Here is a 12537-nt window from a genome sequence, read left to right on the forward strand (position 1 = left end):
TGAAGCAAAATAAAGAGGAGTACATGTAGATGTACTCCTCTTTTTATTCGTAATTTGCCGGTAATGTTTTTACTACTAAAAATAAGACGAGTGTTTGTATTGCTAACATGATGCCTAGTCCTATTCTTATAAAGATAATGTCTACCATAAATATAGAAAAACCGACTACGATATATAAGCTGATTAACATTTTGATTTTTTGTTTAAATGTATAACCTCTGTATTTTTTGAAATTATGCACGTATTCTTGATAAATTTTTGTGGCAACGAGCCAGTTATGAAATTTGGGTGAGCTTTTAGCAAAGCATAATACGGCAAGTAAGATAAATGGGGTAGTAGGTAATAAAGGTAAAATGGCACCTAAAAAGCCTAAAAAAGTAAAAAAGAAACCTAAACAAATTAATATTATTTTCATGATTCTATCCTTATTTAAGTATGATTTTGACATATTTTATGTGATATCGCATGGCTTGTCAATATTGAAACGCATGCGACATATTATTAGTATATAAGACAATAAATTTCGTCAGCTCCACTTCTTCACTTAGTCGAGCTGACATTTTAAAACTATAAATCGTGCAAGTTTTCTTCGATTTCTGCTCTCCTATCTTCTAGAAATTCTGGTAAATTTAAATGTTTGCCCAAATCTTCTATCGACGTATCAACTGTGAAACCGGGCTGTGCCGTCGCAAATTCATACATAATTGAATTTTGGCGATAATATAATGATTTAAAGAAAAATCTATCGATAATACCTGAGTTATTGCGTGGTAAGGCGTCAATTTTTTCATAAACTGCAGTGAGGTCTTCGTCATTAGGTGTATTCACTGCGATATGATGTACGTAACCTCGTCCGGGTTTAACTCGCTCTCCCTGTTGTTCAATGATAACAAAATCAGTATATAAACCATCTTCGTCTAAAGTGACAACAGTATCTTCTGTATTTAAATTATTTCTGACTTTATAACCTAAATCATTCGTTAAAAAGTTCAGCGTAGGTGTTGTATCACGTAATCTCAGTTCGACTGGACCTAATCCAAGAATTTGATAGTCTTTTGGCACATCAGTATAGCTATTGTTGCGCCATTTGTTAGGAACTTTATAATCATCATTGACGACTAACATCACTTCTAAGTCGTCGATGTCTTTAAATAATAATGCAGGTTGTCCTACATAAGTCATCGGCGTAGTTGTAATGCCATCTTGTTCTAAACGGTTTTTGAAAAATTGTAATGCCTCTCTGTTGGGTACGAGTAGTGATAGACGATAAATAGAATTTGTACCAGGGCGATTTTGACCAATATTTGGAATTTCAAAGAAACTTAATAGCGTGCCTTCCGTACCTATTTCATCACCAAAGAATAAATGATACATCGTAGGGTCATCTTGATTGACTGATTTTTCTACTAAACGTAGACCTAATACATTAACGTAAAAATCTCTATTTGCTTGCGCATCTTTTGTATACATAGAAATATGATGGTGACCAATAATGTTCATAAATATCCTCCTTTTAATCAAACAATATACTAAAAACGATAGTAATGATAGTTTTTGAGTTTATAGTGCGATAGAATTATGACAATAATTAAAAAATAACTATTGAGGAGGGAATTTGATGGAAGTTATTTATTTGGCTGGCGGATGTTTGTGGGGCGTACAAGCATTTGTGAAAACATTGCCAGGTGTTGTCGCTACTGAAGCGGGCAGAGCAAATGGACAGACACAATCATTAGCAGGAGAGTATGATGGTTATGTAGAATGTGTAAAAACAACGTTTGATCCGCAAGTTGTATCTGTGCCAGAGTTAACGGCATACTTATTTGAAATTATTGATCCTTATAGTATCAATCAACAAGGGCAAGACGTTGGTCCAAAATATCGCACAGGTATTTATAGTGACAATGAGCAACATTTACAAAGTGCTAAAACATTTATAGCGCAACGTGAAGATAACGATGACATTGCGGTAGAAGTCTTACCGTTAGCGAATTATATTCCGAGTGCAGAAGAACATCAAGATAGGCTAGATAAATATCCGAATGATTATTGTCATATTCCTGCCACATTAATGCGAAAATATAAACAATAACATTGTAAAAATACATAGCATATTAGATACTAAAGGTAGCAAATATAACTTGTTGTAAAAATGAGGTGTTGTATGCATGATATTTATTATGATGTCTCCGCTGTTAATAGTCTTATTTATAGTTATGGCTATATTGGAAGAAAAGAAACGTAAGAAAAAATAATGTGCTTACGTAAAATAAATGAATATAAAAAGTGGGATAGTCATCGTAATGATAGATGACATCCCACTTTTTTAATTTAATCTGCTAAATGTGCGATTTGATTGGTGTCTTTAATATGCCAATTTGCCTCACGGAAATAAATATTGCTTAAACCACCATTGGCAAGTCTAGCGTCACGCTTATGTTTATTGTCAGTGTCAAAAATATCTAAAATTTGATGAATAGCTGCACCATGAGTTATGAGTAACACTTTTTGATTTGGATAATCGTTATTGATTGTGGTTAGCCCTTCTTTAAGACGACGGTTTAAAGCTTCAGTAGATTCTGAATTTTTGCTATCTCTATTAGGGTACTTTTCATGACGTTCTGCCGCTGTTAAACCTTCTGCATCTCCAAAACCACGTTCAATAAATTCTGGCATTACACGTAAAGGTAAATTTAAATATGTATTAATAATTTCTGCTGTATCCTTTGCACGAGATAACGGACTCGCAATAATAACATCCCATGATTGTTGTTGTAATAACTTGCCACATGCTTGAGCTTGTAATTTGCCTGTTTCATTTAATGGTACGTCAGTACGTCCTTGTAATTTACCAGCCTTATTCCAATCAGTTTCTCCGTGTCTGACTAAACATACTTCAGTCATCGTAACAGCTCCTTATTATCAGTATACGTGTGCTTTAGTTAGTTAATTATTATCTATTGTAATAAAATTTCATTTAAATAGTAAAGTATTGGCCGTGAATTTTTAATTGAGTGTTTGCATTTGCTTAATTTAATCATGTAAACTGTAGATATTTTAAATTGGTGATTTTGTAAACGAGGGAGTGTGGTCAACATGAAATGGAATTCAGAATTATACGATGACAAACATAGTTTTGTAGCAAAATATGGTGAAGGTATTGCTTCATTTTTAAATGTGCAACAAGGAGATAATATACTTGATATAGGTTGTGGAACGGGGGATTTAACTGCTAAGATTGCGCAGGAAGGTGCTACGGTCACTGGTATCGATGCTTCTCCTGAAATGATAGCCCAAGCACAGAAAAAGTTTCCTAACATACACTTTGAAGTTGCAGATGCTTCAATGTTATCTGATGTAAAACAATATGATGCGATATTTTCAAATGCCGTACTTCACTGGACGTTTGAACACTTACGAATATTTAAAAATTGTTATAATGCCTTAACTGATAATGGAAGATTTATAGCTGAATTTGGTGCTTATCATAATATTAAAATGGTGTCAGACGCCATTGAACAAGCGATTCATAATTTAGGTTATACATATCGACCAGATTATTTCCCGTGGAATTTTAGACAAGATGAAGATATTAAAAGTGATTTACTTAAAGCAGGATTTGAAGACGTTACAGTAGAAAGTTTTGATCGCCCAACGCCATTAGAAGGTGAGGATGGCCTCGTCAATTGGTTAGTGATGTTTAGCGATAATTTACTTAAAGATTTTACAGATGAAGAGAAACAAAATGTCTATCAAGAATGTTCAAGGTTATTGCGAGATAATTTATATGAAGCGGGACAATGGACGGTTGATTATAGAAGAGTTCGTATTTTTGCATATAAATAAATAATACGGGAGCGGGACTAGAAAATCTTCTTATCAAAATAAGATTTTTGTCCCGCTCTTTTTTGAATGTGCTATTTAAAACATGATTCTTGAAAGATAGATGACTGTAGTTACCGTAATAACACTTAGTAAAGTAGAATACAGTACTACTTGTGCATGTAATTCTGGCTCTACATCATATTCCATCGCAATAGTAGAAGTGTTTCTAGATGTAGGGAACGAACTTGCAACAAATAGTGATTGTGCCACGACACCGTCAATTTTCAAGATATAAATGATAGCGAGTGAAAGTAAAGGACCGATAATTAAACGGCCAATTAACGACCAAGTAATAACGCGATGTAAGAAGCGTAAACGTATTTTAGCTAACTGCGCACCTAATAAGAGTAGTGCAACTGCGACAAAAGCATCTGATAATTCTTTTAAAGGAATATGTACAAATTCAGGTAACGGAATATTGAATACTTGAAAGATGATACCTAAGATAAGCGCATGAAAAATAGGTAATCTTAACAATGAAGTTATAATCCCACGTAACGATGTTGTTGCAGAAAGTAAATTATAGAGCCCATAAGAATAAGTTAAGAGATTTTGGAAAATAAGAATGAAAATTTGTATAGAAACGCCAATAGGATTGTGTGCGAAAACGAGTTGACTGACAGGTAAGCCATAATTTCCCGAGTTCATTAAAGAAATACTGTTTTTTAAAGCTGCGCCTTGCGGTTTATCTAACTTTAATAATTTGGCTAAGCCATTTCCTAGTAACATTAAAATGATTGTGTAAATTATTAAATAAGAAATAATACGCATCATAACAGTTGTATTAACTTTAATATCTATAATATTAATGAAAACTGCTGCTGGCATTAAACAATAAGTAATTAAAGTAGAAAGTTGTTTTAAATCAAAAGTAAATTTAATTTGAATTAATGCCCCCACAATAATCAAAATTAAAATAGGTAAAATAACCTGTAATAAAATAAAAACTAACATAGTATCCCTCTTATCTATATAAATCCTTCTAAAAAACGTGCTAACCCGTATGATGTAGTGATTACTTTAACCTTAGCATACAAAATTAATAAGTTTAAGTAATGGTTTATAATGTTTTGCAATAACTAAAAGTTATATATTGTTAATTTGTACCGTGTGTAACAAACATCAAATTACATTACTTATTACATGATGTAATACTTTGAAAACAATATGAAAGCTTAAAAACTGTGGTGGCAACTTTGTAATTAAATTACAGAAAAGGCAGAAAAATTACAGCGAACTTGAAATTATTATGCGTCAATTACAATGTCATAACATCGCCCACAAAGTTAAATTTATCTGTTAGTGTGTGTCTTGTCGTTAAAAAGCGATGAAAAAATACAATTATAAAGTAAACATGTAATTTATGAGCCACGAGAATCTCATTTAACTAATAAAATTTAACTTATATTTATGGAGGATTTTTAATTATGAAAAAGATCGCTACAGCTACAATAGCAACAGCAGGTATCGCAACTTTAGGAATGGCACATCATCATGCTGACGCAGCAGAAAATAACGGGCAAGGTGCATATAACCCAAACGATGCATCATCTTATAGCTACTCATATAATATAGACCAACAAGGTAACTATCATTACAAATGGCAAGGTAATTGGAGTCCAAACCAAGCACAACAAGGTCAACAAAATCAACAAGCGCAACAAGGACAAGTTGAACAACAAAACAACCAAGGTCAACAAAACTATAGCTACAATTATGGTACAAACAACCAAACACAATCTTATACAGCTAATAACGCTGGCGGAAAAGGTGCATCTTACAGCACATCAGACAAAAACGTAAAAGTACAAACACAAAGTGCACCTCAATCAAATGATGGTTCAACAGCATTTGCAGGTAAATCATCAGGTGGTGGCAACGCTTATGATGCAGGACAATGTACTTACTACGTTTACGATAAAGTAGGCGGAAAAATTGGTTCTGACTGGGGTAACGCTAGTAACTGGGCAAACAAAGCTGCTCAATCTGGTTACACAGTAGATAATACACCTAAATCAGGTTCAATCCTACAAACTTCACAAGGTGCTTATGGCCATGTTGCATACGTAGATAGTGTAAGCAGCGACGGTTCAGTAAAAGTATCAGAAATGAACTATGGTAAAGGACCTGGCGTTGTAACTTCACGTACAATTTCTGCAAGCGAAGCAGGTTCATATAACTATATTAAATAAGCAATAACGCATTTCCCGTAAATTCTTGAGTGAATTTACGGGATTTTTTGTGAGTTTAGGAATAAAAAGGGAGAAAGGCTAATAAAAAAGTAAAAAGGTATAAAATGTAATGAAAATAGTAAAAAATAGAAAAGATAAATCGCTATAATAATAAGTGTATAGCTATATAAGATCCAAATTTCAGTGAATAATAACTTCCAAAAATTTTTACTGACATAAATACATCAAAGTGACCTAACAACAGGAGGAAAATTTATGTTTAAAAAATCTATAGTAACTTCATTAAGTGTTTCAGCTTTATTATTAACTGCTGCTCAAGCAAATGCAGAAGAAAATAGTCAAAGTGAAGTATCAAAAGTACCAACTAATGTACAAGCCGAGGCTAAAAATGGAGTAAATGAAGATAAATCAAAAGCTAGTTCAGATAAAGTGGCTAAAGATGTTGTATCGCCTGAAGAAAAAGCTAAAGACGAAAAAGCAGATGATAAAAAAGCTAGTGATGTTACGAAAAGTTCATCAGTAGCATCACCAAAATCAAATGATACTGGAGACAAACCTGCAGCGAAAGGAACGGAGGATTCTAAATCTAATAATTCTAACATGACAGGTTCAAATGCTGCTGATGCAAAAGGTAAAGCGTCACAACCAGTTGAACCAAATAAACCAACTGTGAAAGCAGATGCACCTATGGTATCTACACCAAAAGCAGCTGAACCAAAGGTAGTTGAGCCTAAATCTGTTACTCCAAAAGCAGTGGAACCAAAAGCAGTAGAACCAAAAGCGAAAGAAACTCCAAAAGCATCAACTAGTACAAAAGCAAAAGAAGCACCAAAAGCTAAAACTACAACTAGCGTTAAGAAAGACGTTAAAACAGTAAGTAAGACAACTGTTAAAAAAGATGCATCAAAAGCTGCTGTGAAACCAGCAAACACTAAAGTAGCTGCAGCCAATAAAGCGACAGCTAAAACTGATAAAGCTAAAAAAGCAGACCAAAAAGTTAAAGCAACTCAAAAGAAAGCCAAACAATTACCTAAAACAGGTAGCGCACAATCTGGTGTGTTAGTTACTGTAGGTTCATTATTTATTGCTGGATTAACATTCTTATCAACACGTTTATTCAGAAGTAAAAAATCAAATATGTAATAGATTTTATAGCTAGCAGGGTTATCCTGTTAGCTTTTTGTTTTAACATTGTGTTTTTTACTAAATCTTGCTTATTTTTTAGGTCATTGTCAGACTCGGTCACTTTTGGCTCAGTAATGGTTATAATATTCCTCTGATAGAAATAATTTTTGGGAGAGACATTACTATGAACAAACTGCTACATACACCAACAATCATGAAAATTATAGAGGTACATTAATATGATGCCAATGAAGTCGGGAATCATTAAATACTATAGTTTTTGTTTCTTGTTTTACTTGGTTTTTGTCATGTGGGTACCACTCGTGCATAGTGATTGGCAATGGCACAGTGTCTACGGTATTAAATTGTTTCACAATAATTTCATAGATATAAATGGACGCTATTTAAGCAATTTATTAGAGTTTTATGCTGTCAGAAGCGAAATCATACGTTGGTTAACTTATAGTTTATTTAGTTTATGCACTATTCTCGCAATTGTACAGTTTGTAAAAGTTAAGCAGCGTGCACTGTATTTTATGCTTGCATTTGCATTAATGCTCATTATTCCACCGACGCTTTTTAGACATACGTATGGTTGGTTTGAAGGATTTTATAATTATGTGCCGGCAACAGCATGTATGATATATAGTTTATGGTATGTTGTGACAACTTTTGATAAATATTTCGTATTTACTAAAAGACATCATATTATTTATTATATTGTAAGTATTAGTGGGCAACTATTTTTGGAGCAAGTGACACTTTTTAACGTTATATTAATAATCGGAGCACTAATTATTTGTAGTTTTCGATATAATCGAATGCATCCAAAGTTAGTATTAGGTGGTTTATTAACATTAATAGGTACGATTGTAATGTATGCACATACTTCCTACGATAAATTGTATGGATCGATTAAAATACCTCATAGTAGTAATGAAGTTCTGACTTTAGCATTACGTAGTTATCAAAATTTAACGATATCTATTACTAATGGTATGTTTTTTAACAATATTATTATTTTAACCCTCATTACAATTGTACTTATTGTACTGCTAATGCAAAGCTCGGATTTTCAAAGCGTAGGACTTTGGGAAAAGATTATTATTTACAGTGGGCTAGTTATTTTTCAATGTTATGCCATTATTATTTACCAAAATTTCAACTTTAGACAGTATGATAACTTTATAGTTCTAAATGCCTTTAATTTTATAATAGTGCTTATATTTTTAGTGTCTACTATGCTGACGGTGAATCATCTTGAAGTTGCGAAGTATGTGAAACGAATGCTCTATATTTTAAGTAGTACATTAATTTTTCTTATGGTGTCGTTTAGTTTTTATAATGAAATTGAGCAAGGCTATTTTTACATAACTTACGTTATATGGGTGGTCCTGTTATTAATATTATTATCGCAAGTTGAATTGAACAGGAAATGGATTATATTTGCTGTGAACTTTGTTGTAACTATAATATGTTGCACATACATTTGTATTATGTTTTATGTAGATTACACGAATGATACACGTATTGGTCAACTTAAATATGATTATCACCATGACCCTTTAGCCACTTCATATAAAGTTGAAAAATTACCGTTCGAACAATTTTTACAACAACCAACGCCTAAAAATAAAAAATATGAAAAGTTATTTAAACAATATTGGAATATTCCCCAGGATATAAAAATTAAATTTGTCCCTTACCATAGCGTGAAAAGGGACGACGATATTTAGTCAAATAAATTTTTGGAAAGCAATCTAAAATAGAGGCTGTGACAGTTAGATGTCGCAACCTCTATTTTTTGTATACATTAAATTTAATGAAATTGGTAAATGTTATGTCCTTTAGCAAAACCGCGCGCAGTGAATAACCAAGAATCGCCACCTGCTTCAATATCATTCGCACATATAATAAGTTGATCTGTGCCAGGAATAAATGCTGGGTGTGTCGATCTAAGCATATGACCTTCGTCTCTGTTAGGCATCAAAATTTGGCCGATTGGGTAACCACGTTTGTTAAATACCAATACTCTGCCTTGACCATACATAGCGACGTAAAGGTTATCGTCACTATCGATGCAACATGAATCTGGACCTTCATGACCTGTGAAATAGTAAGGAATAGAAGCGCCAAATGGTGCGATAGAAACACCGTCTTCGAGTAACTCAATACGATGTAAACGGTTGGCGTTTGTTTCAGTGACCCATAACACTGATTCGTCAGTACTTAACGCTACACCATTTGCTACGGATATATTTTGTATCACAGGCGTCACAGTTTGATGGTCTGGTGAAACGTAATAGACACCACCTTGTGGGTTCGTAGAATATCCACGGAAGTCAGTAAAGTAAAAACCACCTTTACTATCAAAAACAAGGTCGTCTACGCAATATTCAGTCGTAATATCATTAATAACATCTTCGAAATTATTGCCAGCATCATCTACTGCATAGATGCCACCGCTACTTTCAAAATCACCTAAATAACACACGTAAAGTTTGCCGTTTTTATGAATTTTCACAGCGGCAGGGTTTGTTTTTGTGGATTGAAAAACCGTAGAAACTTGTCTTTCTGGTAAGTCTACGCGAAAAACTTTGCCACCAAAAACCTCGCATAGAAATAAATTATGTGCTCTATCGAAACATAATCCTTCTAATTGTAAGCCTTCATCTGAAATTTTAACCCATGGTTCAGCTGTAATTGTTTGTAATTCACTTTCGTTAATAATTGGTACTGCCGATTTAGAAGCACCTTTATAAGTTAACGTAGGTAAATTTTGTTCTGACATTATATTCATCCCCTTAAAATATTGTGAAATAACTTGTTATGTAATTTGAAATTGTGCATTCAAGCCGAGTATAAAGCAATTTTTAGCAAAATGCTAACGCGAAAAAACATAGTGAACAATATAATTACACTTTGAACATGAAGTGTAATATGTTAAAGTGTAGTGAATACTTCACAAATAATAATTGTGAAGTATAAAAATTCATTTACTTTGTAAGCGCTTACTCAATTTAAAAGGGGCTGTCACTATGAAAAAGAAGTTAAATATGCCGAATACGTTTGTAATATTATTCGTTATTCTGATAATAGTTTGGCTGTTGAGTTTTATCATTCCATCTGGTGAATTCAAAACGACTGGTAGTAACCATACAGTTGTGCCAGGTAGTTTTAAATATATTAATGGTGGATTTTTAAACGTCATGGATTTGTTTATGTCGATTCCGAAAGGTTTAATTGATACTTCTGATTTAGTGTTTTTAGTATTAATTATGGGTGGGGCAGTAGCAGTTATTGAAAAGCAAGGAACTTTTAATTCAGCGGTTCAAAAACTCGTAGATAAAACCGGTGGCAATATATATTTATTAATTATTGTAGTTGGTATTACTTTTGGTTTAATACACGCATTTGGTGTTAGTGCCAATGCAGTTATTGCTTTTATTCCGTTAGGCGTTATCTTGGCACGCAAGTTGAATCTTGATGCGATAGCCGGCGTAGCAATCGTATATTTGAGTTACTATGTTGGTGCAGTTGCGCCGATATTCGATCCGATAGCTTTAGGTGTTGCACAAACGATAGCTAAGTTACCAATATTCTCTGGAACGATGTTACGTGTTTATATGTTCATAGTATTTATGATTGTGACATTGTTGTATGTGATGCATTACGTAAGAAAGATATCTAAAGATCCGAGTAAGAGTATTATGGGTAAACAACGATTCCAAAAAGATGTCGTCGATGAGGGAGTAGAAGCTCGTTCGAACTTCACAATGGCGCATAAAATAATCATCATATTATTCTTTGCGGCTATATTAGTCTTTGTTTATGGTTCTCTACAATTAGGTTGGGGCGTTAATCAATTGTCAGCACTATTTTTAATTGATGGTATTTTAACGGCAATTGTTGCGCGACAAACGCCGAATGAATTTATAGAAACCTTTATGACAGGCGCGAAAAACATTTTATTTGGTGCTTTGATTATCGGAGTGGCTCGTTCTATTACTGTGCTGATGCAAGACGCTAAAATTTTAGACACATTAGTTAATGGACTCTTTATTCCATTAAGTCATTTACCGCCGATGTTAGGTGCGGTAGCAATGTTTATTTTCAACGTATTATTCAATTTAATCGTACCTTCTGGTAGTGGTCAAGCAGCGGTAGTTATGCCTTTAATGACACCGTTAGCAGACGTGTTGCACATTTCAAGGCAAACTGCCGTTATCGCCTTCAAATTAGGCGACGGTATTACTAATATGATTACGCCAGTGTCTGGTACTTTAATGGCTATATTAGCAGTAGGTGGCGTACCTTTCGCGAAATGGGTAAGATTTGCTTTTCCATTAGTAATTATATGGTCAATTATTGCAATCATCTTTGTCATCATAGCAGTACTGATTAATTACGGACCAGCATAATAACAATTAATAGGAAGGTGCAAAATAATGAAAACAGTAACATATCAAGATCCTAGTTTATCAACATATGATATATATGAGTTTGGTGATGGTGAAGGAACTGAAGTCGTTATCACGGCAGGTATTCATGGTGTAGAACAAACAGCGATTTATGTAGCGCGTCAGTTTGTTAAATATTTTGAAGACCATGGCGCAAACGGTAAGGTTAAAATTATTCCAGTTTGTAATCAAGCAGCTTATTTTAATCGTACGCGTACGTCGCCATATGACCAATTAGATTTAAACCGTATCTTCCCGGGTGATGCGCATGGCTCACAATCTATGCAGTTAGCACATAGTATTTGGCAAGATACACGAGATGCTGACTATATTATCGACTTACATTGCTGTGGTCAGCATGGTTCAACATATGTAATGTCGCTCTTTAGTCAATTTGAACATCAGGTTGGTTTAGCAAAATTATTAGGTTTTTCTGATGTGGTACATTCCGGTGGTGCGAGAGGTCAATTGTTTTTAGAAGCATGTGAAGCAGGACAACAAGCGCTCTTAGTTGAGTTAAAAGGAGGCCAGCCTGACGGTATGATTGATTTTGATGCCGCAGAAAAATGTTTTAAACAATTGCTTAACTTTTTCAAGTATACTGGCAATATCTCAACTACTGAGTCTGATAAAATTGTAGAAGTACATCCTGTCCGTTTTCACGAAAGTATGACGACCTTGAAAGCTGAACATCATGGATTATTTGTACCTTATGTTAATTCGGGCGTTCATTATGAACAAGGTACGATTCTTGGTAAACTAAATAATGAAAATATAACAGCACCATTTGATTGCTATATTGCAGCAATTAATTATCCAAGATATTGTTTTGCTGGGGAAAGAATGGTGCGTATCGCACAAATTAAAAACTGACG

Annotated in this window: 12 protein-coding genes; 7 read left to right on the plus strand and 5 right to left on the minus strand. The window is 33.8% G+C overall.

The window, feature by feature from the left end; translation table 11 throughout:
* Positions 1–43 precede the first annotated feature (43 nt).
* Together C7J89_RS02565 and C7J89_RS02570 are read right to left on the minus strand one after the other, a co-directional pair.
* Complete coding sequence (locus C7J89_RS02565) at positions 44–415, minus strand: YbaN family protein (RefSeq protein WP_103294602.1); 372 nt, start codon at positions 413–415, stop codon at positions 44–46.
* Positions 416–567: 152 nt separating this feature from the next.
* Positions 568–1500, minus strand: coding sequence for a VOC family protein (locus C7J89_RS02570; RefSeq protein ID WP_103294603.1), 933 nt, complete (start codon positions 1498–1500; stop codon positions 568–570).
* A 118-nt stretch (positions 1501–1618) separates the two neighbouring features.
* On the opposite strand from C7J89_RS02570, the gene C7J89_RS02575 reads away from it, so the two are divergent.
* Complete coding sequence (locus C7J89_RS02575; protein ID WP_103294604.1) at positions 1619–2092, plus strand: peptide-methionine (S)-S-oxide reductase; 474 nt, start codon at positions 1619–1621, stop codon at positions 2090–2092.
* A 239-nt stretch (positions 2093–2331) separates the two neighbouring features.
* Here C7J89_RS02575 and C7J89_RS02580 read toward each other — a convergent pair whose 3' ends face one another.
* Positions 2332–2904 carry a histidine phosphatase family protein gene (locus tag C7J89_RS02580; protein WP_103294605.1) on the minus strand — a complete coding sequence of 191 codons (573 nt, stop codon included), beginning with the start codon at positions 2902–2904 and terminating at the stop codon, positions 2332–2334.
* Between the two features lie 192 nt (positions 2905–3096).
* Between C7J89_RS02580 and C7J89_RS02585 the strand changes: the two genes are divergently transcribed.
* Positions 3097–3846 (plus strand): class I SAM-dependent methyltransferase, encoded by a 750-nt coding sequence (locus C7J89_RS02585; protein WP_103294606.1) that lies wholly within the window; start codon positions 3097–3099, stop codon positions 3844–3846.
* A 75-nt stretch (positions 3847–3921) separates the two neighbouring features.
* Here C7J89_RS02585 and C7J89_RS02590 read toward each other — a convergent pair whose 3' ends face one another.
* Positions 3922–4839 carry an AEC family transporter gene (locus C7J89_RS02590; RefSeq protein ID WP_061853911.1) on the minus strand — a complete coding sequence of 306 codons (918 nt, stop codon included), beginning with the start codon at positions 4837–4839 and terminating at the stop codon, positions 3922–3924.
* 473 nt (positions 4840–5312) lie between these two features.
* Here C7J89_RS02590 and C7J89_RS02595 point away from each other — a divergent pair, with 473 nt between their 5' ends.
* The 3 genes from C7J89_RS02595 (at position 5313) to C7J89_RS02605 (ending at position 8938) form a co-directional block, all read left to right on the plus strand.
* Positions 5313–6077, plus strand: a complete 765-nt coding sequence (locus tag C7J89_RS02595) for a CHAP domain-containing protein (protein ID WP_103294607.1) — start codon at positions 5313–5315, stop codon at positions 6075–6077.
* 255 nt (positions 6078–6332) lie between these two features.
* A complete protein-coding gene (locus tag C7J89_RS02600) occupies positions 6333–7220 on the plus strand; it encodes an LPXTG cell wall anchor domain-containing protein (RefSeq protein WP_103294608.1) in 888 nt (295 codons plus the stop codon).
* A 305-nt stretch (positions 7221–7525) separates the two neighbouring features.
* A complete protein-coding gene (locus C7J89_RS02605; RefSeq protein WP_142758783.1) occupies positions 7526–8938 on the plus strand; it encodes a hypothetical protein in 1413 nt (470 codons plus the stop codon).
* Positions 8939–9021: 83 nt separating this feature from the next.
* On the opposite strand, the gene C7J89_RS02610 is transcribed toward C7J89_RS02605, so the two are convergent.
* Positions 9022–9993: an SMP-30/gluconolactonase/LRE family protein gene (locus C7J89_RS02610; protein ID WP_103294610.1), complete on the minus strand. Its 972-nt coding sequence runs from the start codon at positions 9991–9993 to the stop codon at positions 9022–9024.
* Positions 9994–10240: 247 nt separating this feature from the next.
* On the opposite strand from C7J89_RS02610, the gene C7J89_RS02615 reads away from it, so the two are divergent.
* Entirely contained in the window at positions 10241–11623 is a 1383-nt protein-coding gene (locus C7J89_RS02615; RefSeq protein ID WP_233432443.1) for a YfcC family protein, read from the plus strand.
* Positions 11624–11650: 27 nt separating this feature from the next.
* On the plus strand, positions 11651–12535 hold the full coding sequence (locus C7J89_RS02620) for a succinylglutamate desuccinylase/aspartoacylase family protein (protein WP_103294611.1): 885 nt from the start codon (positions 11651–11653) through the stop codon (positions 12533–12535).
* Positions 12536–12537: the final 2 nt, after the last annotated feature.

Source organism: Staphylococcus kloosii (genome assembly GCF_003019255.1).
In the GTDB taxonomy this organism is placed as follows: domain Bacteria; phylum Bacillota; class Bacilli; order Staphylococcales; family Staphylococcaceae; genus Staphylococcus; species Staphylococcus kloosii.

Bases quoted from the DNA above. Each gene is read 5' to 3' on its own strand.
- C7J89_RS02565 (WP_103294602.1), bottom strand. From the start codon at position 415: ATGAAAATAATATTAATTTGTTTAGGTTTCTTTTTTACTTTTTTAGGC.
- C7J89_RS02570 (WP_103294603.1), bottom strand. From the start codon at position 1,500: ATGAACATTATTGGTCACCATCATATTTCTATGTATACAAAAGATGCG.
- C7J89_RS02575 (WP_103294604.1), top strand. From the start codon at position 1,619: ATGGAAGTTATTTATTTGGCTGGCGGATGTTTGTGGGGCGTACAAGCA.
- C7J89_RS02580 (WP_103294605.1), bottom strand. From the start codon at position 2,904: ATGACTGAAGTATGTTTAGTCAGACACGGAGAAACTGATTGGAATAAG.
- C7J89_RS02585 (WP_103294606.1), top strand. From the start codon at position 3,097: ATGAAATGGAATTCAGAATTATACGATGACAAACATAGTTTTGTAGCA.
- C7J89_RS02590 (WP_061853911.1), bottom strand. From the start codon at position 4,839: ATGTTAGTTTTTATTTTATTACAGGTTATTTTACCTATTTTAATTTTG.
- C7J89_RS02595 (WP_103294607.1), top strand. From the start codon at position 5,313: ATGAAAAAGATCGCTACAGCTACAATAGCAACAGCAGGTATCGCAACT.
- C7J89_RS02600 (WP_103294608.1), top strand. From the start codon at position 6,333: ATGTTTAAAAAATCTATAGTAACTTCATTAAGTGTTTCAGCTTTATTA.
- C7J89_RS02610 (WP_103294610.1), bottom strand. From the start codon at position 9,993: ATGTCAGAACAAAATTTACCTACGTTAACTTATAAAGGTGCTTCTAAA.
- C7J89_RS02615 (WP_233432443.1), top strand. From the start codon at position 10,241: ATGAAAAAGAAGTTAAATATGCCGAATACGTTTGTAATATTATTCGTT.
- C7J89_RS02620 (WP_103294611.1), top strand. From the start codon at position 11,651: ATGAAAACAGTAACATATCAAGATCCTAGTTTATCAACATATGATATA.